Below are 25,839 nucleotides of genomic sequence, written 5' to 3' on the forward strand. Positions count from 1 at the left end.
AATATCTTAAATCCCCCTCTTCGCAGGGGGATTTTTTTTAAAACTTTGTGAAATTTTTTGGCGGGCACATTTTTTTGGTCTAAATTTATTACAAATTGCAAGAAGATGATTTCAATAAAACCCCAAAAAGGCCATCTGCTTATAGCAGAACCTTCTACAATCGGAGATCTTTCTTTCAACAGGTCGGTGGTATTGCTTGCCGATCATAACCCTGAGGGCTCAATAGGTTTTATTTTAAATAAACCTCTTGGCTACACCATAAACGACCTTATCCCGGAGATAAGGGGCAGCTTTAAGATTTATAATGGCGGACCCGTAGAGCAGGATAATTTGTATTTTATACACAACATTCCTGACCTGATACCCGATAGTATAGAGATATCTAACGGGATTTACTGGGGTGGCGATTTTGAATCTACCAAAGAGCTTATAAACCAGGGTATGATAAAAAAGAGCAATATCCGCTTTTTTTTAGGGTACAGTGGCTGGAACCCGCGCCAATTGGAAGACGAGTTAGAAGAAAATTCCTGGATAATATCCGAGAACAGTTACAGTAACAAGATTATAGGAAAATCAAGTGCTTCTTTCTGGAAAGAAAAGATAATGGAGCTTGGCGGAGAATATCTTATATGGTCTAACGCTCCTGAAAATCCTGCACTTAATTGATATAAACCTACTTTAACTAAACCGTATCTTAGCATTAAGCCGCTTCAGTACATCTGAAGCAAGGCTGCTTGTGTATTCTTTTTTACGGTATTTTGTAACGGGCTGTATGCCGGTAATTACATTGGTAATAAAAAGTTCATCGGCCTTTTGCAGGTCAAAAGGCGATATTGATGCTTCGCTAACTTCTAATCCTTCAATTTTTTTAGCCAGTTCCAGCACCTGTTTGCGCATAATGCCGTTAAGGCATCCGTCAGATAATGGTGGGGTAATTAATTTAGTGCCGGTAAGCATAAATAAGTTGCCTTGCAGGGCCTCAATAACATTTTTATCGTCGTTTATAAGCAGGCAGTTGTCGTAATCATTTTCCTGTGCAAATATGCTGCCCGTTACCTGCACCATTTTATTGGTGCTTTTAAGGGTAGATAGCAGCTGTTTGGTAACATAGTAGTCTTTAAACAGCTCCACCTCATACAGGCCTTCGTTTATGCTGTACAGCGCCATGTTTAGAGGCTCTGCGGTGATTATAAACTCGCAGTTGTTATCGGTGGGGAGGTATTTGCCGCCGGGTTTCCTAAAGAAGGATATACGCGCCCTGTAAGACGGCGCAGCAGGCATATCGGCTATGAGCAATTGTATTTGCTCATCCATATATTCCATTGTAAAATACATGGGTATTTCCATGCGTACAATGCGTAAGGAAGCCATTAACCTAAAGTAATGGTCTTCTAAAAATAATACCTTGTTGTCTAAAACCTTAACCGTTTCAAAAATAGAGTCTCCGTATAAAAAAGCCCTGTTTTCGTGTAAAAGTATATTGGAGTCGGCAACCAGGCTGCCGTTGTAATTGATCATAAAAAAAGCCCTGAAAATTCAGGGCAAATATACGGTAATAAAACTTATTTTATTAAACAGAGCCTAATACATGCTTAAGGTCGGATACCTGGTTTTCCCAAAGCTGTTTAGATTCGGCCATATCATCATCTTCGGCAAAATCTACCACCATTAACGATACGTCTTTAGTTATCTCATCTACAAGGATGCGCAGCTCAAAATAATACTCACTGTCGTTATTAGAATCATCGATCCACCTGAATTTAACTTTCTCCCCACTTTTTTTAGAAGACAGGCGGGCTTTTTCCTCTGTGTCATTCCATATAAAAGTAAAGAATTCACCTCGTGAATTCACGTTATCGGCAAACCATTCAGACAAACCTGAAGGTGTAGAGATATATTGATATAGAAGCTGGGGCGATGAAGTTATCGGGAATTCCAGTTCATATTTCGTTTTTTCGTCCATTGGTGTAAAAATTTTCGGAAATATATAATAATTAACATTCAAAAAAAAGTAATTGTAAAAATAATTTTTTTACGAAAATTTTATTTGGAAGCTTTAAATAAAGTTTTATATTTGCACCCGCATTCAAGGATGTACACATAGTAAAAATGGCGAGGTAGCTCAGTCGGTTAGAGCGCAGGATTCATAACCCTGAGGTCACGGGTTCAACTCCCGTCTTCGCTACTTAAGGTAAAAAAACCCTTCAATTAATTTTGAGGGGTTTTTTGTTGAAATTATTTTACACTTCTTGCTAACAAGTTTGCAAGATTTAAAATCAAGACCGTTTTTATTGACAGTATATATGTAAGATTACTGCTGCGCCATCATTCTTTCCATTTTTTCGGCTGCAAACGTATTATGCTGCTGGTTTGCTATATCTAATACAGATAGTCCGCGCTTATCTTTAATTAAAATATCTGCGCCATTATCTAAAAGTAAGTCAATCATATTGTTTCTTCCAAACATTATTGTAAACATCAAAGCTGTACCGCCGTTGCCGTGCATAGCATTTATATTGGCTCCATTTGCAATAAGCAGTTGGGCCACATCTTCATATCCTTTAAAGCAGGCACCCATAAGTGCGGTGTTGCCGCTGCCATCGGTAGCATTAATATCTGCGCCGGCATATAAAAGAGCCTTTACAGCATCGTATTGATTATTATAGGCTGCAATAATTAGCGGAGTATAGCCACGTTCATCAGTTACATCTACATCGTTTATAAGTGTAAAAATTTCTTTTAGTACCGGTACATTTCCCTGCCTTGAAGCAGAAAAGAGTGCTTTAGTAATATCATCCATGTCTTGGGTATTTTAATTTGAATTTACAAAAAGCGATAATTAACGTAGCTTAAGGTAATCATAAAAGTTGTGTTAATGATATGCTAAATGATTCTCTAAACTGAGATGTTGTTGGCTATGAATTAAAAAGTGGGAGGCATTTGCCTCCCACTTTTAGTAATTATTCAGAGATTTTAGGTTCGCGCTCCCAAATACGGTGTTTGCCCATTTGGGTCGTAAAATCATCTGCAAAAGTTTTAGAGATTTCTTTGTTAATGATTATGCCTGGCAACGCCATATCTTTACCCCCTGTTAGCTTATTGCCAATAGTGGTCTTTTTGATAAGCGTGTCCAGATCGGCATCAAAGCCTATAACTTTACAATGCCTGTAAGCATCATTAATAAATTCAATAACATTATCATTATCTGCTAAAGCTGCATTATTTTGAGATGATGGCACATACACAGCATCAAACAAAACAGAAGAAGAAGAGAAGAAAGCAAAATCTATCTTAATTTCTGTACCGGCATCTCCCTCAATATTTCCTGCGTGTGGGCCTACAATTTTAGCTGTTGCACCCTTGGCTTCTAATGCCTTTTTAAGAGCGTTAACCGATTTTTCGTTAACACCCTCGCCACATACAAAGGCTACCTGGCGGGTTTCTATGCTTTTAGTAGTGGTTGGGTTGTTTACCATGCTTAGGGCACGAGAGGGCTGGTAGGTCTTATCTACCCGCTTTGGCTCGTGCTTATTAGGGTCGGCATCAGCACCCACACCGTGGTTGATAGGTTTTTCAGGCTGCGCAGGTACAGCAAGGCCAAGGCCGGCAGCTACCTGTTGTGCTAATTTCTTGTCAACCTGATTAAGTAATCCTAACATACGCTCACGTATAGCAACTGTCTCTACTTTACTTAGCTCAAAACGCAACGCTTTAATAATATGGTTTTGTTCGGGCTCTGTCTGGCTGTTAAAGAATAGTGCAGCCTGGCTAAAATGGTCGGCAAAGCTTTCGCTGCGCTCGCGTACTTTGTGTGCTTCAACACGCTCGTAATGGCTCACAAAACCACCCTCTGCTTCCTTAGCCTGAACCGGGTAGCCGTTATTTAGTGAGTTAGGGCTGTAACTTGTGCGGCCCACATTTATTTCCTGCCTCATGTGTCCATCACGCTGGTTGTTGTGCATGGGTGCTATGGTGCGGTTAATGGGAATTTCATGAAAGTTAGGGCTTCCTAATCTTGATAGTTGTGTATCGGTATAGGAAAATAACCTGCCTTGCAGCAGCGGATCATTAGTAAAGTCAATTCCCGGTACTACATGCCCCGGGTGAAATGCCACCTGTTCGGTCTCGGCGAAAAAGTTGTCAGGGTTACGGTTAAGTACCAAACGACCTATTTTAGTTACCGGTACCAGTTCTTCAGGGATTATTTTGGTTGGGTCCAGCAGATCGAAATTAAATTTATGTTCATCTTCTTCAGGAACTAACTGTACGCCAAATTCCCATTCGGGGAAGTTGCCCATTTCTATATTATCATATAGGTCGCGGCGGTGAAAATCGGGGTCGTTGCCTGATATTTTAAGCGCCTCATCCCACACTACAGCGTGCGTACCCAGCTTTGGTTTTAGGTGGAATTTTACAAAAGTAGATTTGCCTTCGGCATTTATAAATCGGAATGTATGGATACCAAAACCTTCCATCATACGGTAGGAGCGGGGTATAGCCCTGTCGCTCATAGCCCACATAACCATATGCATACTTTCGGGCATTAAGGAGATAAAATCCCAAAAAGTATCGTGCGCAGATGCAGCCTGTGGTATCTCATTGTGCGGTTCGGGCTTAACGGCGTGAATCAGGTCGGGAAATTTCATGGCATCCTGTATAAAAAATACCGGTATGTTGTTGCCTACCATATCAAAAATACCTTCCTGGGTATAAAATTTTATGGCAAATCCACGCACATCTCGTGCCAGATCGGTCGATCCTCTAAAACCTGCAACAGTAGAGAAACGAACAAATACCGGGGTTTTAGTTGTGGTGTCATTTAGGAACCCTGCTTTAGTATATTCGCTCACGTTGCCAAAAGCCTCAAAGTAACCATGCGCTCCCGACCCTCGTGCATGAACTATGCGTTCAGGAATTCGTTCGTGGTCAAAATGCGTTATTTTTTCGCGCATTATAAAATCTTCAAGCAAAGAAGGGCCGCGTTCGCCGGCTTTTAAAGAGTTATGATCGTTGTTTATCTTTACGCCATGATCTGTAGTAATAAACTGTCCGTCACTATACTCCCTGTTTTTTTCAAGATCATCCAGTTTGGCATTTTCGTTAGTAGGTGTGTTATTTTTTTTCATTTCAAAAACTTTTTTTTATAAAAATGTATTTAAAGGTAATTATTTGAAACACCATTCTTGCCTGATTAAGAAAACTTTAGTATCAAAACCATAGTATAAATCTTCTGCCAAAACATTGTGGGTTGCCCAAACAGGTGTTTGTACGAGTAAGCAAGCCGTATGTAATTACAAGTCGTATGTAATTAATAGTAACCATATCAATTCTATTGATAACAATACGGTATATATTGGTAAAAACGAAATTCCAATAGGTAACACCTACAGAGAATTTTTCTTTGATGAATTTGTTGCCAAAAAAATGTTTAAAAGAGGGTAAATGTGATAATATTTCTGCCTCTGGATAAGTTTTTTTCTCAAGACATGACACAAGTATAATTTAAATAGTGATTAATTAAATTTAAGTAAGATATTTTGGGTAATAAATAATTTTAAATATTTATAATTACGTTATCCTTAAATATGGAGTAAAAACTTAACTGTTTTTAAGGATTTTAGTTTGTATATTTGTTAGTGTCCGGTGAATCAAAGGTGGAGATAATAAGAATAATTCTAATTATCATTTAAATTGTAATTGGTAGCATTCACTCTCTGTACACCTAATATTTAGACAGCTATAGAATTAGAAAAGAATATCCTCTTGAAAAATATATTTTTAATAGTTATCTTCATTTTTGGAGTATGTGTTACTTGCAGCACTACTGTAGCTCAGGACATCATACCACTGCGGACGCAAAAAGAACCTATCGCTAATAACGATTTACATTCCTTTAAAAATCCTCAGCTAAAATATTCCTTAGAACAATTAGATAACACTAAAGGATTGTCTAACAGTTCTATAAACTGTATTTTTCAGGATTCTCAAAACCTTGTATGGATAGGCACATGGGATGGGCTAAACCGTTATGATGGCAATGAGTTTAAGATTTTCAGGCCGGAGCCCGGCAATAAAAATGCGTTAAGCAACCAGGTTATCCTTAAAATTGGTGAGGATAAAACGGGACAAATTTGGGCATTAACCCTGCACGGCATTAACCGCTATAATAAAAAGACCGATACATTTACACCTTATTATTTTTCCAGGAATAATAAGCCACCATTATCAGAGTCGGAGTTTAATATGGCACTAAACAGCTCTAAAGAGGTTTTTTGTGCAGTTAAAGACTGGGGTCTGGGTTATTTTAACGGGAATGATTTCGTGCCATTAAAAGGCTCAGGAATTAATGCCAAAACTATAAAAAAGATTGAATTTTCAACTAATGGAGAATTACTGGCATTGGTACAAGGCAACCGGCTTTATACTCTTACTATTAAAGCAGCCGCCAATGGCAAAAAGGTAATAGCTAAAACCACATTACTATCTGATGCTGTAAAAGAGTTTGATGTGCTGCCGGTTAATAAAATATTTACGATCAATATTAAAGGCGAAGCAGCAATACTTGCATTAAATAGTAAAACAGCAACAACTATATCAGAAAGAAATGTCCAAAGTATAATAGGGCATATACCACAGGGGTTAATACTCGCGGGCAGATCGGGCTATACAATTATAGATCCTGACGGTAATAAAATAGCCATGCCGTGGGCTAAATACCTTAAAAACCAAAAAATAACAACCTTAGTACAGGGCAGCGAAAATGTATTGTGGACAGGAACCGATGGCGATGGCGTTTTTAAAATGTACCCTCTTAAAAAAGCTTTTAACCTTATCTCTAAAATACAAATGCCGGAGTTGGATGGCGGCATCGTAAGGGCATTTTTAAAATCGGGCCAAAATTCTTTTTGGGTAGGTACAAAAGGTAAGGGACTATTTCATTTTACAGAAGATTTTTATCTAAACCCAGATAAACCACTTACGTACCAGAATTTTAATGAAAGTAATAGCGCTGTAAATAATGCTGTTTTTGCTTTATGCAAGGGCAAAGACAACCTTATTTATATAGGTACCGATGGTGATGGGATTTCGGTTTTCGATGAAAATACATCAAAAATTATTAGCTGGGGGGAAATTGAGGGCTCCTCTGCATGCGACTATTTTAAATCTACCTATGCCATGTATCAGGATACTGATGGGTATATTTATTTAGGTACCAGTGGCTATGGCATGGTTAAGTGCAAAATAAAGCGGGCAGGTAATAAGTTAAAGGTTACTCATTTTAAAAGATACGTTGCAGGGACCGGTGTAAACGGCATGCTTAGCAGCAACATTATATTTTCTATAATACCCGAAAACAACAACCAGCTTTGGATAGGTACGCGACTGGGCGGACTTAATCTTTTTGATAAGCGCACAGGAAAATTCCAAACCTATAAAAACATAGCTAACGATCCTGAAAGCCTCTCTAATAACGATATACTGTGCCTTGTTAAAGATGAAAGCAATAAATTGTGGATAGGTACCAGCTTTGGCCTTAATATGCTTAAAAGCGTAGATAGTAATGGTAAAGCCGTGTTTAAAAGTTTTACGGTTAGGGATGGCCTGCCTAATAACACCATTCACGGCATTATACCCATAAATAAATCCAACCTATGGTTAAGCACTAACTTTGGCTTATCTGATTTTGCTGTGGGCCAGGCAAAATTTACCAACTATTCTAAAAACGAAGGCCTGCAAAATAACGAGTTTTCCGACGGTGCATTTTATAGCGATACAGCATCCGGGTATATTTTTATGGGAGGCATAAAAGGTTTTAATTACTTTATACCTCAAAAAATAAAAGAATCAACCGTAGTGCCAGATCTTCTTATTGACAGGATAAGCGGGCAAAACCTGCCCACGCCATATTATCAGGGACTGGTTATAGCGCCAAATTCTACCACCTACCCATCCATAACCTTAAAACACAATCAAAACTTTTTTGATATTCACCTCGCGGCACTTACCTATACAAATAACGATAAATGCCGGTTTGCCTACCAGTTAAAAGGCTTTGATAAAAGCTGGAACGCAATTGATAACAGGAAGGTTATTTCTTTTACCAATGTTCCTCGCGGCAATTACTCCCTTTTTATGAAATGGAGCAATGCCGATGGCGTTTGGAGCGCCTCTGTACATGCCATAGATATAAGGATTAGTCCTGTATGGTGGCAATCTAACCTTGCCCTTGCCATATATTTGTTACTGGGTGTTTCGTTTATTCTTTTCGTAAGGAGTTATTATTTAAAAAAACAATCGCTAAGGCAAAATATACTTTTCAGGAAAAACGAAGAAGAGCTGCACGAAAACAGGCTTACGTTTTTTACTAACATTGCCCATGAGTTTTTAACCCCGCTTACGCTAATTGTCGGGCCGGTGCAAAAGCTGTCTGAAGCTAAAAATCTTACCGACCGCAATCAGAAATTTATACACATGATTCAGCGGAACGCTTCAAGGTTGCTATTCCTTACCCAACAGTTGCTGGAGTTTAGAAAGGCAGAACATGACTCGCTTGAAATTACAGTAAAGAAGTTTGACCTTGTAAACCTTATAGAGCAAATTGCCGAACTGTTTGATGACTGGGCAATGGATAAAAATATTGAATATATGCTAAATATACCATCGGCTATGCCGGGATGGTTTGATAAGGACAAGCTGGAAAAAATTATATTCAACTTAATGTCTAATGCTTTTAAGTATACACCTGTTAATGGTACAATAACCCTTACTTGCCGTGTGGAGGATAAAGATATTAAGACCCTGAATATTACTATTACTAATAGCGGTAAAGGCATTCCTAAAGAAAAACTTGATTCGTTGTTTGATCGTTTCTTTCTATCGGATACCAACCAAACCACCGATACCGATTTGTTTAGGACAGGTATAGGGCTGGCATACATTAAAAAGCTTGTTACGGTTTTACGGGGCGAAATTTTAGTATCGAGCGTGGCCGATGAAGCCACAACATTTACCATATTGGTGCCTTGTGAAAAAGCGGCGTTTACTGAGAAGGAAATTGATATGGAAATATCGTCTACCGTATTAATATCGCATCATCTTAAAAATCTTGTTGAAGAAACGGTGCCTAAGGACGATTTGGAGCCTGTTAAAATATCGATAATTAATGCTATTGAAGATAACAGGAAAAAAATAATGATCGTAGAAGACGAGAAGGAGATACACCTGTTCCTTAACGATCTCCTCTCAGAAAAATACAAGATCATTACCGCAAATAATGGGGTAGAGGCATTGCAGCTCACAGAACAGCAACTCCCTGATATTATAATAAGCGATGTAATGATGCCGCTAATGGATGGAGTAGAACTTTGCAGGAACATTAAAACCAATCTAAGAACGTGCCACATACCATTTATAATGCTAACGGCAAAAAATTCGGTAGAGCACAGGATAGAAGGATTAGAGAATGGAGCAAACTCGTATATACCAAAACCTTTTTACCCTGACCATTTGTTGGTTCGGATTCAAAAGCTGCTTGAAGAAAAAGAACTGATACTGCAACATTTTACACAAGACAGCGTTACAGGTATCCTGGCCGATATGCCTGTTCAGGATAACGAGAAAGCCTTTGTACGATCTGTAATAGACCTTATCCGTAAAAACATCGATAACGAGAACCTTCAGGGTGCTTACCTGGAAAAAGAACTGGGCATTAGTGCATCACAACTTTATAGAAAAACAAAAGAAGTATTTGGTATAGCTCCGGCCGACCTGATACGCACCATACGTTTAAAATATGCGGCAGAACTTTTACGTAAAAATGTACTTACGGTTTCTGAGATTTGCTATAAATCGGGTTTTAATAACCGTTCCTATTTTTACAGGGAGTTTAAAAAAACATATAATACTACCCCTAAAAATTATCAATTGCAGTATAAAGTAAAAGAAGTTTCTTTTTCAAATAACTGATAATCAAATGTTTTTTGTTTAGTGTACACTATTGAATAAATAGTGTACACTGCTTTTCGCAGGTATATAATACTTTTATCACTCAAACGATATAGTTGCATTATCACAATTAAACCCAAACCCATTTTAACTACGATGAAAAAACAAGTACTAATTATTAACAATTCAGCATTATTGATATGAGCCAAAAAAATATTTACAGTTTATTACTGGTGTTTACCTTGCTATCAGGAAGCGTCATGTATGCACAAACCGTTAAGGGTACAGTATCCGATGCTACCGGCCCGTTACCGCAGGCCAATGTAGTTGTTAAAGGAACAACAATAAGCACTACTACAGATTTTGACGGAAATTATACCATAACCAATGTAGGTACTAACGCAGTGTTAGTATTCAGCTACATAGGTTATTTAACCAAAGAAGAAGCCGTTACCGGCGATACTACACTTAATGTAGTATTAGCAGAAGACGCAAAACAGCTAAATGAGGTAGTTGTTACCGGTTATACAGGGCAACGAAAAGCTTCTATTACCAGTGCCGTAGCGCAGGTAAATATGCAGGACCTTTCTAAAACGAGAATACCAGATGTTGGCCAGGCATTACAAGGCCAGGTAGCAGGTGTATTTGTTGCAGCAAGCACAGGAGCTCCCGGAGACGGTGTACAGATAAGAATTAGGGGACAAGGCAGCTTAAATAACAACGATGTATTATATGTAGTTGATGGCGTGCAAACACGTAACATTTCGTTCTTAAATCAGGCAGATATTAAATCGATGACTGTTTTAAAAGATGCGGCTTCTACTGCAATATATGGCTCAAGAGCCGCTGGCGGTGTTGTAGTTATTACAACTAAAAAAGGTACCGAGGGTAAAACAAGCTTAGAGTTAGATGTATTTACAGGCGTTCACTATGCTAGCAATTTGCCTAAGCTGTTAAATACCGACCAGTACCTTACAATGGAAGAGCGTGCCTGGAACAATACTGCAGGCAGAGATCCTGCCTTAAATCCTTATACTTTAGACAGGGTTACGCGAACCGATTTAGCGGATACCGACTGGCTGGATGAGTTGTTTACAACAGGCCTGTCTAATAATGTACAGCTATCGGCAAGTGGCGCTACGGATAAGGTACAGTATCTTATATCAGGAGGCTACTACGGCATTGATGGCATTGTGACCGAAAATAACGACAAATATAAAAGGGTAAATTTTAGGACTAATATTAATGCTAAATTATCCGATCGCTTAACCGTAGGAAGTAATATGCAGATAACATATTCATCTCAGGACCGATTGTCGTCCAGCGGAGATGCTCCGGGAGTGATACGCCATGCCTTAATACGCCCACCGGTTATCCCTGTATATAAAGATGTTAACGACCCTACTTATTCAGCAGAAGACCCATATACCGACCTACCTTTTTATACCGGCCCCAACGAAGGATGGAGCAAAAATTATGAATACAGCTCAAATCCACTCGCTATAGTACATTTTACCAATGATAAGCGGGATATGTTCCAAACGTTTGGTAACGTATATGCGGAGTATGATTTCTTAAGCGACAGATCGCTAAAATTCAGGACTAATCTTGGAGCAGACATCAGGTTTATACACAACAAAAATTTTGCACAAAATTATGGCGACCCTAATATTGGTAGTCCAGATACACAATACTACGGCTTAGGAAGGAATAACAGGCCAAACAGCCTTAACGAAGACAGAAACCAGGACGTAACCTTTACATGGTCTAATACCCTGAATTATGTAAAAACATTAGATGAGGTGCACAGTATTAATGCATTGTTAGGCGTAGAAACTGTTAAATACACGCAATCAGGCATTGGGGGCAGCAGGTCTAATTTTGAAAATACTACCCCTGCCTTTCAATATTTAGATTATGGAAACGTTGGCAGCCCTACGTTACCTTACCCATATAGTTCAGGTAGCCAGACAAGTTGGACATTGCTATCCTACTTTGCATCAGGAACCTACGGTTATAAAGATAAATATTTTGCCACGGCATCGGTAAGAGCCGACGGTTCTTCGCGTTTTGGCCCTAACAACAGGTGGGGATATTTCCCTTCAGCATCAGCAGGCTGGATACTTTCCAACGAAAGTTTTATGGCAAATACCACATGGGTATCAAACTTAAAACTAAGAGGCAGCTGGGGCCAAACGGGCAATCAGGAAATAGCAAACTGGCAATGGTATAACTTATACTCATTAGGTGCTAACCCAAGTTTATTGCGTTTGGGAAACCCTGATGTTAAATGGGAAACAACAACCCAAACAAACATAGGCCTTGATATTTCGGTACTTAACAATAAGTTAAGCTTTTCGGCAGACTACTTTATAAAAGACACCGATGATATTTTACTTTACGTTACTCCGCCAAGAATTATTGGCAACCTTAGTCCAACAAGTATAAATTCGGCGTCGGTATCCAATAAAGGTTTCGAACTTGCCGTAAATTTAAACAATAACGACAGGATGTTTAAATATAACATCAACGCAAACCTTGCAACGCTTTCTAACAATGTAACCAAACTTAACAGGAATGTTGAGTATATAGATAGCCCGGGTACCCGTAGCAGGACCGAAGTAGGACAGCCTATAAACTCGTACTACGGCTTTCAGTTTGATGGTATTTATCAAAATGCCAACGAGTTTAGTTCGCACTTATACGCCAATGCTAACGGCACACAGCCTGGAGATATAAAGTTTAAAGACTTGAATGGTGATGGACAAATTAATGCCGATGACCGTACTTACATAGGCAGTTCTATACCTAAATTAACCTATGGTTTTGCATTTAATTGTTCGTACAAAAACTTCGACTTGTCATTCCTATTACAGGGTGTAAATGATGTAGACCGCTATAACGATATTAAACAGATATTAGATTATGATAGCCGTCCGTTTAACTCTACAACAGCAATACTTAATAGCTGGAATGGCGAGGGCACAAGCAACACGATACCAAGGGTTACACAAAATGATAACGGTGGTAGCAGGATATCAAGTGTCTTTATAGAAGATGCATCGTACTTACGATTAAAAAACATTGAGATAGGTTATACCTTTAACAGTGATATTCCTGGCATTGATAATATGCGTATATATGTTTCAGGACAAAACCTGTTAACGTTTACAGACTATACAGGCCTTGATCCGGAATCTACATCACTTATAGATCAGGGAACATATCCACAGGCATCCGCTGTGCTTTTTGGTGCCAGAATAAAACTTTAAAAAAAATAGCAATGAAAAATATAATAAAAGTTACTCTAATCGCAGGTTTCTTTGCTTTGGCCGGCTGCGATGATGATCTTGATACGCAGGCAACGGGATTAGTTACCGAAGAAGGGCTGGTTACCATTGATGTAATTGAAAATTCGGTAAAGTCATCGTATGATTTATTATCAAACAGATTGAATATCCTTGGCAACTGGGACTGGTCAAATGGGCTTGTTTTTCAGAATGATTACGTAATGCAGGATATTGCCTCTGATGATATGGAGAAAAAATGGAATGCAGATGGTGATCAGCCGTGGATAGACGAAATCAATAATTTTACGTTTACCTCTACTAACGGTGGGCCAAACGGGTTATGGGTGTATAATTATGAAGGCATAAAGCGCATTAACCTGGTTATGGCTTCGTTACAACGAGATGATATAGAAGCCGTAACGGGAATTTCTGAGGCAAGAAAAAACCAATTATTAGGCGAAGCTTACTTTTTAAGGTCATATTACTACTTTTCGTTAGTTACAAATTTTGGAGATGTTCCGTTGCTTTTAGAGCCGGTTCAAACCCTGGATGAGGCTTTTGCAGTAGCTGTGCGTAAGGATAAGACCCTTATTTGGGAGCAGATAAAAGGAGACCTGGCTTTAGCTAAAGATTTATTGCCAAGCTCTAAATACTCTTCGGAAACCGAAAGATGGCGTGTATCTAAAGGTGCCGTTATTGCACTTATGGCAAAATCTGAACTGTATACCCAAAATTGGAGTGCGGTGCCGCCTTTGGTAGACGAATTAGCCGGGCTGGGTTTTGGCCTGAATGCGAATTATTTCGAAAATTTTACAAGTGAATATACTGATAATGAAGTTATATTTTCTTTTGACCATCAAACCAATGCCACACCTCGCAGGGGTAATGGTATTTGCGCACCACTGGGTTGGGGATTTTTTGCGCCAAGTGCTGATTTCATAAATTCGTTTGAGCCTAATGACCCCAGGTTGCTTTATACAGTTGATGTTCCTAACCAAAATGTAAATAAAATGCTGGGTAGCCTTAACGGTGCTAATGAGGGGAATGATGACGCTCCTAATAACAAAGTATACATGCGATATGCCGATGCTTTATTATGGAAGGCCGAAGCGCTTCTTGAAACCGGCGATCATGCCGGGGCTGTAGATATAATAAACCAAATACGCCAAAGGGCAAGGAACGGTGTTGATGCCACCGGTGTTGTGCCACCGGCGGGTACGCTGCCGGACAGGCCGGCATCTACTGATAGTGCTCTTGTTAAGAGTTGGCTGATTCACGAAAGAAGGGTAGAACTTGGTTTTGAAAATCAAAGGATGCTCGACCTTAAACGCTGGGGTATTGCACAACAGGTATTAACGGCGCATGGTAAGAGTTTTCAGCCTAAGCATATGTTATATCCTATACCACAATTAGAGATTGACGGTTCTGCCGGTACGCTTACACAAAATCCCGGCTATTAATTAAAATTTGGGTTGGCTCAGATGCTTTTACAGGTCTGGGCTAACCCTTAATATATTACAACTAAAAGTATGAAAGACATTGCAAAACGCTTTGTACAAAACCCATTGCTATCTCCAAAAGATCTTAAGCCGAGTACTGAAGGCTTAGAGATTACCTGCCTGCTTAACCCGGGTGTATTTACCTTAAAGGGCAAAACGTGGCTTATTGTACGTGTAGCCGAAAGGCCTCAGCAAAAAGAAGATACTATTTCTTTTCCTATATTAACCAGTGATGGCAGCATAACCATTATGGAGATTGATAAAAATGATCCGGAACTTATAGCTACTGATGCAAGGGTTATTAATTACAAATTAGCAGATTATCTAACAACCTTATCACACCTTAGGTTATTATGGAGCGACGATGGTATTAATTTTTATGAAGATGAGGATTATCCTGCGTTAGTGGGCGAAGGTATATTGGAAACCTTTGGTATAGAAGATTGCCGCGTAGCACAAATAGATGATAAGTATTACTTAACCTTTACATCAGTGTCTGATAATGGTGTGGGTGTAGGCCTGCGTACCACTACCGACTGGAAACGTTTTGAAAAGCATGGCATGATACTGCCTGCCCACAATAAGGACTGTGCCATTTTTGAAGAAAAAATAAACGGGTTGTTCTACGCCCTTCACCGCCCGAGTAGTGTAGATATTGGAGGCAATTACATTTGGGTTGCTTCTTCTCCCGATGGTATACACTGGGGTAACCACCACTGCATTGTTAAAACCAGAAAAGGCTTTTGGGACAGCAAAAGGGTGGGTGCCGGAGCAGCACCAATAAAAACGGCTAAAGGCTGGCTGGAAATTTACCATGGCGCTAACGAAAATCACCAGTATTGCTTAGGTGCTTTTTTATTAGACCTTAACGATCCCACCAAAGTAATTGCCCGTACTGAAGAACCTATAATGGTGCCCACTGCCGATTATGAAATAAGCGGCTTTTTTGGACATGTTGTATTTACTAACGGCCATATTGTAGAGCCTGATGGCGATACGGTAACGGTATATTACGGAGCATCAGACGAGTTTGTTTGCGGCGCTAAATTTTCTATAACAGAGATACTCTCACTCTTAAAATAAACTCCTATGTTTAAGAAACTTACATCTGAGTTTGACCATTTTAAAAGTCAGACTCATAATTTTCGCATCCTTACCTTAACCAATCTGGTGTATGCGCTGGTACTGCCGGTAATAGATATTTTTGTGGCAGCGTACATTATGCGGAACTCTAACGACACCTCTAAGGTAGTTATTTACCAATTGGCTATTTACACAGGCATACCACTTACGTTTTTATTAAATGGTTTTCTTTTAAAGCATTTTAATATCAAAACATTGTACTCAATAGGTATGATGCTTAGTGGGGTATCTATGGTTATAATGATGTCTTTAAAAACCTTAGACTTAACCGGTATAGCCGTTGCAGGCATTACCATGGGGCTGTCTTTTGGCCTGTACTGGTCTAACAGAGACTACCTTGCCATATCTATTACAAACGATGAAAACCGAAATTACTATTATGGTCTCGAAACGTTTATATATACCATCATTGCAATAGCCGTACCGGCTACCATAGGCTGGTTTATACAATCTAAAACCGGCGAGGCAGATAAACACACGGCTTACTTAACAATAACAGGTGTTGTGTTTGTAATTACATTTTTAGCATCGGTAGTGTGCTTTATGGGCAGGTTCGAAAATCCGGTGCAAAAACAGTATATATTCTTTAAGTTCCACTCGCTGTGGTATAAGTTACTGTCATTAGCCTTATTTAAAGGCCTCGCACAGGGTTTTTTAGTTACAGCGCCCGCCATGCTTATTTTTAAGATATTAGGCGAAGAAGGCGCGCTGGGCAACGCACAATCTATTGGAGCAATATTAGCAGCTATTATTATCTATTTTATTGGGCGCTTTAGTAAACCTTCAGACAGGGTAAAAACCTTCTCAGTTGGTCTAATACTGTTTGCCGTTGGTGCATGCCTAAACGGTTTCTTGTTCAATCAAACGGGTGTGATAGTATTTTTACTGCTGCTGCTCATGGCGCGCCCTTTAATGGACCTGGCGTACTTCCCAATCCAGTTGCGTGTTATAGATATTGTATCACGTATAGAAAAAAGGGGCGAATTTACATATATACTTAACCATGAGGCAGGCTTGTATGCAGGCAGGCTTTTAGGGGCAGGTACCTTTCTTGTATTATATTATGTAGTTTCAGAAGACTTTGCCCTGCGTTATGCCATAGGTATTATAGCTTTGCTACAGCTGTTCTCTATATATTTAAGTAAAAAAATTATAACCGAGGGCAACAAAATAGCGCCTGAACACATTAAAGAAGACGAACAGATAGACATTAAAGTAATTGAAGAGGCTGCGGCCAAATTAGTTAAATCATAAAATCATTCTAATCCATGAACATTTTTTATAAAGCCTTAGTTCCGTGCCTGTTATTTATAACCTTAGGTGCCAACGCACAGGTAAAGCAGCAGCCCATACCGCGCGTAGACCAAATGGCCGATGTGCCACAGCCCTTTAAGATTATAGATTATAATAAGCTGGCACACGATTTTGATGCAACGGTTTTTAATTTTAATGCCACCGGGACATTCTGGCCTTTAGTTTGGATCGATAAAAGCCAAAAGAACTTTCCGCAGGATGTTGTGGGTATATATACCGCTATTGGCGATGTACGCCAGGGGCCTGACCATAATAAAGGGATGTTTCATGAGGCGTTGGCAAATATGGGGGCAACCTTAGGGGCAACACTTGTGGGTATAGATAAAACCAACCAGCAAAACCGCAACTACGTGGGCATGCTTAAAAATTACTTTAATAGCGAGACCGGCTGGGACATCATGATGAACAATACCTGCCCCGAAGTAGCGTTGCTTGGTGGCGGCTATGGCCGCGACTGGTGGTATGATGTATACCCTAATTTGCTATTTTATGCCATTTATGATAAGTATCCTAATGAGCCTGGTTTTGAGGCAATAGCACGAAAAATAGCAGACAAGTTTTATGAGGCCGATGTGATATTGAATGGCAATTACGACTATTCGTATTTTGATTATGGCAAAATGAAGCCTATGACAAACAATATTTGCCTTCAGCCCGATGCTGCTGCCGGGCATGCGTGGGTACTGTATTCAGCTTACAAAAAATTTGGCGATGCAAAATATTTAAAAGGAGCATTATCTGCACTTAAAGCATTACAGTCGCAATCTAAAAACCCTACCTATGAGCTGCTTATGCCTTTTGGCGCCGAGTTAGCCGTGCGCATTAATGCCGAATTAGGTAAAGACTACGATGTAAATAAAATGCTGCACTGGAGCTTTGATGGTACTCCTATATGCCGTGAGGGCTGGGGTGTGTTGGTAGGCAACTGGAACGGTATAGATATTTCGGGTATTGTAGGGAGCACAGTAGACCACGGAGGCTACGGGTTTCTTATGAATACGTACGATGCCGCCTGGCCTTTAGTACCCATAGTGCGTTATGATCAGTCGTATGCTAATGCCATAGGCAAATGGATGTTGAATGCAGCCAATGCGTCAAAATTATTTTATCCGCAGTACATGCCGGACGACCATGAAATAATTCCGCAATTATCCGATGTTGGTAAAGGTGTTATTGCTTACGAGGGGATGATTAAACAATCTAACTACAAAGAGCACGAGGCTATAAAAGGCCCGGTGGCGCAGGGCGATGGCCCGCTTTGGGTATTGGGGCAAAACCCGCAGGAATCGCAATTAAGTGTTTACGGCAGCGGCCACGTAGGTATTTTTGGCAGTATTATTAAAAATACCAATGTAGAAGGTGTACTGCAATTAGACTTACTTGCTACCGATTTTTTTCATGACAAAGCGTATCCTTCCTACCTGTATTACAACCCGTTTAATGAGAGTAAAACGGTTACTGTAATGGTGGAAAAAGGCGATAAAGTAGATGTTTATAATACGATATCGGGCACATTTGTAGCCAAAAATGTTACGGCCTCAACCAAGATAAAACTAAATGCTAAAAGCTCGGCAATATTGGTAATGGTTCCTGCAAAAGGAAAAGTAACTTACTCAGGTTCTAAAATGATGGTTAACGGAGTGGTGGTAGATTATCAAATTCAATCAAAAAAGTAAAATGCATCCTGCCAAATTTAAATTTGTATGCTTACTGGTTTCCTTTGTTAGTTGTTTTACAATGTATGCACAAGATTTGGCAGGTTCCCGTATATGGTGGAAAGAAACTGTTTTTTACCAAATTTACATGCCCAGCTATGCCGATAGCAATGGCGATGGGTATGGTGATTTTAAAGGGATAACCGGAAAACTGGACTACCTTAGTGGGTTGGGGATTAAAGGCATCTGGCTTACTCCCTTTTTAAAATCGCCAAAGGTGGATAATGGGTATGACATAGCCGATTATTATACTGTTGACCCTACCTATGGTACTAAAGCGGATTTTGATTTATTTTTAAAAGAAGCGCATAAACGCGGTATTAAGGTAATTATGGATATGGTGCTAAATCATACCTCTACCGATAGTAAATGGTTTCAGGAATCCAGGAAATCTAAAGATAATCCGTACCGGGATTATTACATCTGGAAAGACCAGCCCAACAATTGGAAATCTTTTTTTGGTGGTACAGCATGGCAAAAAGAGGCAGCAACAAACCAGTATTATTATCATAAGTTTGATGTGCGTATGGCCGATCTTAACTGGGGCAACCCAAAGGTTGTAGATGAAGTAAAAAAGGTGCTTACGTTTTGGCTGGATGCCGGTGTAGATGGCTTTAGGCTGGATGTAATTAACTTTCTTGCTACCGATGGCATCACGCGGGATAACCCGGTAAAAGAGGGCGTACAAGAGCATAAATATGACATAAACCAAAACGGCGTAAAAGACGCCATGCGTACTATAAAATCAATAGTTAGTGCGTATAAAGATCGTTTTATTGTAGGCGAAATTGGCAGCGATAAAATTGAGGTACTAAAACAATACCAGTCGCCTGATTTGCTGGATGTTGTTTTTAATTTCAATTTTGGGAGCATTCCGGCTTTCTCGGCGCAGAAGATATTTGATGAACTGCAAAGTATGGAAAAGAACATGGCTAATTACCCAACGTTATTCTTCGGGAGCCATGATATGCCCCGGATGATAGACCGCCTGGCCGATGGCAATACTGAAAGGGCGGAGGCCCTCGCTGCGTTGATACTCACGGCTAAAGGGGGGCCTTTTATTTACTATGGCGAAGAAATAGGTATGCATAATTCTGTAGCCCACAATTTAAGCGATATAAAAGATATTCAGGGAATTACGCATTATAAAATGGCTTTGGCTAACGGCAAAAATACTGATGAAGCCCTTACAGAAGGCAATGTCAATAATAGGGATAAATCACGCAGCCCAATGCAGTGGAGCAGTAAAAGCTTTGCCGAATTTTCTTCGAAAAAATCATGGATAAAAGTCAATCCTGATTACACCCAAATTAATGTACAGGCTTTAGAGAGGCAGCAAAGCTCTATCTTAAATAAATATAAGGAACTCATTACTTTAAGGAATAGCGAATTAGCGTTGCAATACGGCAGGTACACAAACCTTCAGTTTAAAGATGGCCTGATTAGCTTTACCCGTACTTTAAGTAATGAAAGCATTACTGTAATCATAAACTTTGGAGTCCCTTTTAAGTCCGCACTACCCAATGGAAGTAAAATACTGTTAGGCAATTTAGATATTAAAACAGATGGTTATCTTATTTATAAGTCTAATTAACCCTGTAATCAGTTGTTTGCTTTTAAGATGCCACAGTAATAATTATCTCGCCACCTTTTTGGTCTTTTTCTTCTTGTCAAAAAGATAACCGATAATTAGCCCTACAACAGCCCAAAGCGGTATGCCCAAAAGTATTTTGGCGGTATCAAAGCGCTCATGGTCAATCAGCGGGAATAATACCATGGTAATTATGTATAATAGCCCGGCCCACACAAGGCCGGAACGGACCCATTTTTTCATGACTTTTGCAATTTGGTTATCATAAATTTAGCAAAAATTACTTGTATTTGCAAGCAAAATCGCATTTGCTTAATGTGCTAATTACATTATCTTTGCGGCTTTAAAATTTAGATGTAAATGATTACTATTGATGCACTTTCGGTACAATTTGGCGGTACCACGCTGTTTAGCGATGTTTCTTTTTCTGTAAATGAGAACGATAAGATTGCCCTTATGGGTAAAAATGGCGCCGGAAAAAGTACCCTGCTTAAAATTATTGCCGGTGTAAGCAAGCCGTCAACTGGTGCAATATCAGCACCTAAGGGTACTATAATTGCTTACCTGCCACAGCATTTGCTTACCGAGGACAACGCCACCGTATTTGAGGAAACATCTAAAGCGTTTGAAGGCATCTTTAAAATGAAGGCTGAAATTGATGGCCTTAACGAAGAACTTACCGTACGTACTGATTATGAGAGTGATGAGTACTACAAGATCATCGAAAAGGTATCAGAGCTTAGTGAGAAATTTTACTCGATAGAAGAGATAAACTATGAGGCAGAGGTAGAGAAAGTGCTTGTAGGTATTGGCTTTACACGTGAGGACTTTAACCGCCCAACATCTGAATTCAGCGGTGGATGGCGTATGCGCATCGAGCTGGCCAAGATATTGTTACAAAAACCCGACCTGATCTTGCTGGATGAGCCTACCAACCACATGGACATTGAAAGTATACAATGGCTGGAAGATTTTCTTATCAATAGTGCTAAGGCTGTGATGGTTATAAGCCACGACAGGGCTTTTGTAGACAACATAACCACACGTACCATAGAGGTTACTATGGGCCGTATTTACGACTATAAAGCCAAATATTCACACTACTTAGAGCTGCGTAAAGACCGACGTGCCCACCAACAAAAGGCTTATGACGAGCAGCAGAAATTTATTGCTGATAATCAGGCGTTTATTGAACGTTTTAAGGGCACTTTCTCGAAAACAGAGCAGGTACAGTCGCGAGTGCGCATGCTGGAAAAGCTTGAGCTTGTGGAAGTTGACGAGGTAGATACATCGGCATTACGCTTAAAGTTCCCACTGGCACCACGATCGGGTCAGTACCCCGTTGTGGTTGAGGCGCTTACTAAAAATTACGGTGACCACGTAGTGTTTAACAATGCCAATATGGTTATAGAGCGCGGCCAGAAGGTAGCCTTTGTGGGTAAGAATGGCGAAGGTAAGTCTACCATGGTTAAGGCCATGATGAGCGAGATCAGTTTCGACGGTAAAATGGAGTTGGGGCACAATGTTAAGATAGGTTATTTTGCTCAGAACCAGGCAGCTATGCTTGATGAAGACCTTACCGTTTTTGAAACGATAGACCGTATTGCAGAGGGCGACATCCGTACTCAAATTAAGAATATATTAGGTGCTTTTATGTTTAGTGGTGATGATACTACCAAGAAAGTCAAGGTGTTATCGGGTGGCGAGAAAACCCGCCTTGCCATGATAAAGCTATTGCTGGAGCCGGTTAACCTGCTTATCCTGGATGAGCCTACTAACCACTTGGATATGAAGACTAAAGACATCATTAAGGATGCCCTCAATGCTTTTGAAGGCACTCTGGTACTGGTATCGCACGACAGGGATTTCCTTGACGGACTGGTAACTAAGGTGTTTGAATTTGGCAACAAACGCGTTAAAGAGCATTTTGAAGATATTAAAGGTTTCCTTGAACATAAGAAGATTGAAAACCTGAGGGAAATAGAGAAAAAATAGCTTAATATTTCACTTTTGGATTTCGAGTTACAATATAAGAGACGCATATTTTGCAACTCTTTTTTATGCTTGTAATATGCCAAAAGGCTTTAGAATATACCAATCGGTATATTTATTTTTCGATTTTTGATGTCGCTTCCAAATTATACCAATCGGTATAATTATAAATACACAAAAGGCATAAGTTACGAACCTATGCCTTTTGTGTATGATGGTAAAAAAAGTAATTATCTAATCAATATTAGTTGAATTTTACTTCTAACACATCAATTTCACCTTCGCTAATTTCGTTGTTCTCATCGGCAATAATATTGATGCCCGAGATGCATAGCGATTTTACTTTTCTGGTGCCTTTAGTAACCAGTTTCTCAAAGTTTGATGGGTGAAGCATAAGCATCACATTCTCTGTAAGGGCGTTTGTAAGGATAAAACTCTTGATAGTCGCTAAGTCGATGTTCTTTTTCATAGCATTTGTTTTAGAAGGTTTGTTTTACAAAGATGGACTATAAACCTTTAAAATTTTGGTAACAAAAAGCCAATAAAACATTAAATTTTGTTAACATTTTTTTCGCAGACTATCAGTACTGTTTCGTTTTCGCGACATATTTAATGCCTTACCAAACCGTAAGCTTGGCAAGGTAATCGGCATCTGCAAAAAAATCGGGCTTTGCCTCGTTAATGCCAATCAGCGTGTAAGCCTCTTTATGGTTGCCTTCAATCTCAAAACTACTGCTTGTGGTATACTGGTCTAAAAAGCCCTTAACGTCAAAATCCTCAAGCTCTGCCTTAGGTAGCAGCACAAAGTAGTCAATTATAGTTTCTTCTCCTTTAAAGGTAGCCCTGCCCTCAAAGTTTTTAAGTTCGTCAAATATATCTTTAGCTTCCTGGTACTTCATAATTAGATGGTTAGATTATTGGATGGTTAGATCATTGGAATATCAGATTTTTAGATATTATGTAACCTTTGAAATTTGGAATTTGTTTTTTGGAATTTTTCCCTTGAAATTTGGAATTTGCTTTTTTGGAATTATAACTCGTAATTCATAATTTGAAATTCGTAATTACTTAGAAAGCCACTTATACAGCCTCTCGGCATTTTCTTTGGTAAACAACCCCGTGCCGGTGCTCATAGTAGCAGCCGACCCACATGCCACGCCCATACGCGCCATATCTGTATGGCTGCCGCCCTGCGCCAGTATAGCCACCATTCCGGCCACCATGCTGTCGCCTGCACCCACGGTGCTTAGCTTTTTAACCGAAGGCGCCGGCACATGAATATTCTCATCTTTACTAACAAGGTAAGCGCCCTGCGGACCAAGCGACACCACAACAATCTCGGCCTTACCCTCATCAATAAGCTGTTTGGCAGCTTCATCGGCGCTTTCGTTATCCAGTTCCTTCATCCCCGTAAGGGTACTCAGTTCGCCAAGGTTAGGTTTAAGCAGGTAAACACCCTCCTTTAGCACTTCGGAAAGCGCCTCGCCCGATGTATCTGCAATAACTTTAGCACCTTTATTCTTAAGCCCCTTAACAAGCGTGCGCATAAACGCAGGCTCAATGCCCGGGGGCAGGCTGCCGCTAATTACAACAATATCCGGGGTGGGAGACAGGCTGTCTATAATGGTGTTAATATCCTTAACCTCATCGGGCGTAATATCTTCACCGGGCATCCCAAAGCGGTACTGTTCGTTGTGCGATGTATCTACCACAATAAAGTTCTCGCGGGTTTCGGCCGCGGTAGGTATGGTGCTGGTGGTAACCTTTTCGTCTTTAAGGAGTTCCTCTAAAAGCTCTCCCGTGCGGCCACCGCTTGTAAACAGCGCTACTGATTTAATGCCCAGCCTTGCCAAACCACGGGATACGTTAATGCCACCGCCCCCCGGCTCATATTTGGGCGGGGTGCAGCGCAATTTCTTTTCGGGTTTAAGGTTCTCTACCGTGGTGCTTTTATCTACCGTAGGGTTTAAGGTAATCGTAAGTATATTTTTTATCATTGCTAAAAAGCGTGTTTTGTAAGGTTTTGCTATAAGAGCTTGTTAAACAAGTTGCAAGCTAAAATAGCAAATAAAACCCTACGCACTGCCTAACATAATGTTAAGAGTGCGGCAATAAAAATAATACTGTGTGATTTTTTTAGATAAACCTTTCTATAATGCTGTATTCGTTGCTCAGTTCAATATAGTAGCAGCCTTCCGGTATCTCTATATCAAGTTCTGCAATTTGCTTATCGGTAAAGCCACGCTTTAAAAGCTCTTCGCGGGTGTGCAGTAAAATAGGCTCATCGCCAACATAATACAGGTCTTCATCGGTGTGGTTAACTTCTGTAACAGTGCCGGAAATTCCGTAGTCAAGAGAGTTATAAAGTAAATCTTTTTCAAGCTCTTCGTCAGAAAGCTTGTTAAGCCATGTTTTAAGTTCTTTTAGCTTCATTTTTTGCATTAGTAAAATTAGTAATTGGGCATAATAACGGTATCTATTTGTGGGGCAAATAAATCTGGGTATAAATATAATTAATAATTTTCAAAATATAATACAATGTTAAATATTTATTAAAACGTATTGTTAAACTCCTACTAAAGTGTAATTAGGGTATTTATATATATTCTGTTTGTGGTTTGATTTTTAAGTGTTTAGTTAATAAAAATTGCTATCAATATTATTAATACATTAACTGATTGTATTACATTAATTTGCCAAAATTTATTGTTTAAGAGGTTAATATGGTACTAAATATCCTACAGAACAGCACTTTAAGGCAGGTGCTTTTTGTGTAAAATAGTGCAGCATATTTGCCAGCTTAAAAAAAAGTTTATATTTGTTGCAAATGTGGCGCGGGTATTGCTGCTATAAAGTTGATATATAGCGGTACTGCGTTATATATAATCCGCAAAAACTTCTTTAATGAAAAATTACGATGTTAAACATATAGCATTTCATGTGCTTGTGGCCCTGTATTTTATATGGCTGCCTGTTTTTGCCGTGCTGTTGTGCCTTGCCCTTAATGATACCTTAACCACGGCGAGCCTGTCGCTCTCTAAAATATTTCTTACCTGGATATTTTTAAACCTTATAATGGGGTCGGCATTATTTTTTGTAATACAGCTTTTTCAAAAAAAGAACCTGCTTAATAAAATAATACGCTTTAGCTTTATTGCTATAGCAGTAGTATCGGTTACTATAACGCTGGTTATAGTGGGCAATGCATAAAAAAAGCCACTGCATATACTACAGCGGCTTTTAGTAATAACCAATTTTTATAAACCTAAATCGTATACTTTAGATGCGCAACCCGGCAAAAGGTTGCCTCTGCACTTTTAAATATTTACTAATGTTGGGCAAAATTGCAT

Annotated in this window: 19 protein-coding genes and 1 tRNA gene; 11 read left to right on the forward strand and 9 right to left on the reverse strand. The window is 39.5% G+C overall.

Annotation, left to right across the window (positions count from 1 at the left end; all coding sequences use genetic code 11):
* Positions 1-105: 105 nt before the first annotated feature.
* Positions 106-666, forward strand: a complete 561-nt coding sequence (locus tag FMM05_RS13850) for a YqgE/AlgH family protein (RefSeq protein ID WP_143373994.1) — start codon at positions 106-108, stop codon at positions 664-666.
* A gap of 12 nt (positions 667-678) precedes the next feature.
* Here FMM05_RS13850 and FMM05_RS13855 read toward each other — a convergent pair whose 3' ends face one another.
* Both FMM05_RS13855 and FMM05_RS13860 read right to left on the reverse strand, forming a co-directional pair.
* Positions 679-1,518, reverse strand: coding sequence for an aminotransferase class IV (locus FMM05_RS13855; protein WP_143373995.1), 840 nt, complete (start codon positions 1,516-1,518; stop codon positions 679-681).
* 52 nt (positions 1,519-1,570) lie between these two features.
* Complete coding sequence (locus tag FMM05_RS13860) at positions 1,571-1,963, reverse strand: START-like domain-containing protein (protein WP_143373996.1); 393 nt, start codon at positions 1,961-1,963, stop codon at positions 1,571-1,573.
* 148 nt (positions 1,964-2,111) lie between these two features.
* On the opposite strand from FMM05_RS13860, the gene FMM05_RS13865 reads away from it, so the two are divergent.
* Positions 2,112-2,185 (forward strand) — tRNA-Met (locus FMM05_RS13865).
* Between the two features lie 126 nt (positions 2,186-2,311).
* Here FMM05_RS13865 and FMM05_RS13870 read toward each other — a convergent pair.
* Both FMM05_RS13870 and FMM05_RS13875 read right to left on the reverse strand, forming a co-directional pair.
* The gene (locus FMM05_RS13870) at positions 2,312-2,800 is read right to left on the reverse strand and encodes an ankyrin repeat domain-containing protein (protein WP_143373997.1); all 489 of its coding nucleotides are present in this window, start codon (positions 2,798-2,800) and stop codon (positions 2,312-2,314) included.
* A gap of 160 nt (positions 2,801-2,960) precedes the next feature.
* Positions 2,961-5,126: a catalase gene (locus tag FMM05_RS13875; RefSeq protein ID WP_143373998.1), complete on the reverse strand. Its 2,166-nt coding sequence runs from the start codon at positions 5,124-5,126 to the stop codon at positions 2,961-2,963.
* Between the two features lie 637 nt (positions 5,127-5,763).
* Here FMM05_RS13875 and FMM05_RS13885 point away from each other — a divergent pair.
* The 7 genes from FMM05_RS13885 (at position 5,764) to FMM05_RS13915 (ending at position 20,500) form a co-directional block, all read left to right on the forward strand.
* The gene (locus FMM05_RS13885; protein WP_143373999.1) at positions 5,764-9,966 is read left to right on the forward strand and encodes a hybrid sensor histidine kinase/response regulator transcription factor; all 4,203 of its coding nucleotides are present in this window, start codon (positions 5,764-5,766) and stop codon (positions 9,964-9,966) included.
* 179 nt (positions 9,967-10,145) lie between these two features.
* The gene (locus tag FMM05_RS13890) at positions 10,146-13,217 is read left to right on the forward strand and encodes a SusC/RagA family TonB-linked outer membrane protein (RefSeq protein ID WP_143374000.1); all 3,072 of its coding nucleotides are present in this window, start codon (positions 10,146-10,148) and stop codon (positions 13,215-13,217) included.
* A gap of 11 nt (positions 13,218-13,228) precedes the next feature.
* Positions 13,229-14,695: a RagB/SusD family nutrient uptake outer membrane protein gene (locus FMM05_RS13895; RefSeq protein WP_143374001.1), complete on the forward strand. Its 1,467-nt coding sequence runs from the start codon at positions 13,229-13,231 to the stop codon at positions 14,693-14,695.
* A 69-nt stretch (positions 14,696-14,764) separates the two neighbouring features.
* Entirely contained in the window at positions 14,765-15,817 is a 1,053-nt protein-coding gene (locus tag FMM05_RS13900) for a glycoside hydrolase family 130 protein (RefSeq protein ID WP_143374002.1), read from the forward strand.
* Positions 15,818-15,823: 6 nt separating this feature from the next.
* On the forward strand, positions 15,824-17,131 hold the full coding sequence (locus FMM05_RS13905; RefSeq protein ID WP_143374003.1) for an MFS transporter: 1,308 nt from the start codon (positions 15,824-15,826) through the stop codon (positions 17,129-17,131).
* A 14-nt stretch (positions 17,132-17,145) separates the two neighbouring features.
* Positions 17,146-18,867: a glycoside hydrolase family protein gene (locus tag FMM05_RS13910; protein WP_143374004.1), complete on the forward strand. Its 1,722-nt coding sequence runs from the start codon at positions 17,146-17,148 to the stop codon at positions 18,865-18,867.
* Between the two features lie 61 nt (positions 18,868-18,928).
* Positions 18,929-20,500 carry an alpha-glucosidase gene (locus tag FMM05_RS13915; RefSeq protein ID WP_143374005.1) on the forward strand — a complete coding sequence of 524 codons (1,572 nt, stop codon included), beginning with the start codon at positions 18,929-18,931 and terminating at the stop codon, positions 20,498-20,500.
* 42 nt (positions 20,501-20,542) lie between these two features.
* On the opposite strand, the gene FMM05_RS13920 is transcribed toward FMM05_RS13915, so the two are convergent.
* The gene (locus FMM05_RS13920) at positions 20,543-20,740 is read right to left on the reverse strand and encodes a hypothetical protein (RefSeq protein WP_143374006.1); all 198 of its coding nucleotides are present in this window, start codon (positions 20,738-20,740) and stop codon (positions 20,543-20,545) included.
* Between the two features lie 117 nt (positions 20,741-20,857).
* On the opposite strand from FMM05_RS13920, the gene FMM05_RS13925 reads away from it, so the two are divergent.
* Positions 20,858-22,492, forward strand: coding sequence for an ABC-F family ATP-binding cassette domain-containing protein (locus tag FMM05_RS13925; RefSeq protein ID WP_143374007.1), 1,635 nt, complete (start codon positions 20,858-20,860; stop codon positions 22,490-22,492).
* 241 nt (positions 22,493-22,733) lie between these two features.
* Here FMM05_RS13925 and FMM05_RS13930 read toward each other — a convergent pair whose 3' ends face one another.
* From FMM05_RS13930 to FMM05_RS13945, 4 genes are all read right to left on the reverse strand, one after another.
* The gene (locus tag FMM05_RS13930) at positions 22,734-22,958 is read right to left on the reverse strand and encodes a hypothetical protein (RefSeq protein WP_143374008.1); all 225 of its coding nucleotides are present in this window, start codon (positions 22,956-22,958) and stop codon (positions 22,734-22,736) included.
* A gap of 148 nt (positions 22,959-23,106) precedes the next feature.
* Positions 23,107-23,388 carry a hypothetical protein gene (locus FMM05_RS13935; protein ID WP_143374009.1) on the reverse strand — a complete coding sequence of 94 codons (282 nt, stop codon included), beginning with the start codon at positions 23,386-23,388 and terminating at the stop codon, positions 23,107-23,109.
* A 165-nt stretch (positions 23,389-23,553) separates the two neighbouring features.
* Complete coding sequence (locus tag FMM05_RS13940) at positions 23,554-24,486, reverse strand: 1-phosphofructokinase family hexose kinase (protein WP_143374010.1); 933 nt, start codon at positions 24,484-24,486, stop codon at positions 23,554-23,556.
* Between the two features lie 139 nt (positions 24,487-24,625).
* Positions 24,626-24,922, reverse strand: coding sequence for a hypothetical protein (locus FMM05_RS13945; protein ID WP_143374011.1), 297 nt, complete (start codon positions 24,920-24,922; stop codon positions 24,626-24,628).
* A gap of 471 nt (positions 24,923-25,393) precedes the next feature.
* On the opposite strand from FMM05_RS13945, the gene FMM05_RS13950 reads away from it, so the two are divergent.
* Positions 25,394-25,699, forward strand: a complete 306-nt coding sequence (locus tag FMM05_RS13950) for a hypothetical protein (RefSeq protein WP_143374012.1) — start codon at positions 25,394-25,396, stop codon at positions 25,697-25,699.
* The last annotated feature ends 140 nt before the right edge of the window (positions 25,700-25,839 follow it).

Origin of the sequence: Flavobacterium zepuense (assembly GCF_007097145.1) — a bacterium.
Classification (GTDB): Bacteria; Bacteroidota; Bacteroidia; order Flavobacteriales; family Flavobacteriaceae; genus Flavobacterium; species Flavobacterium zepuense.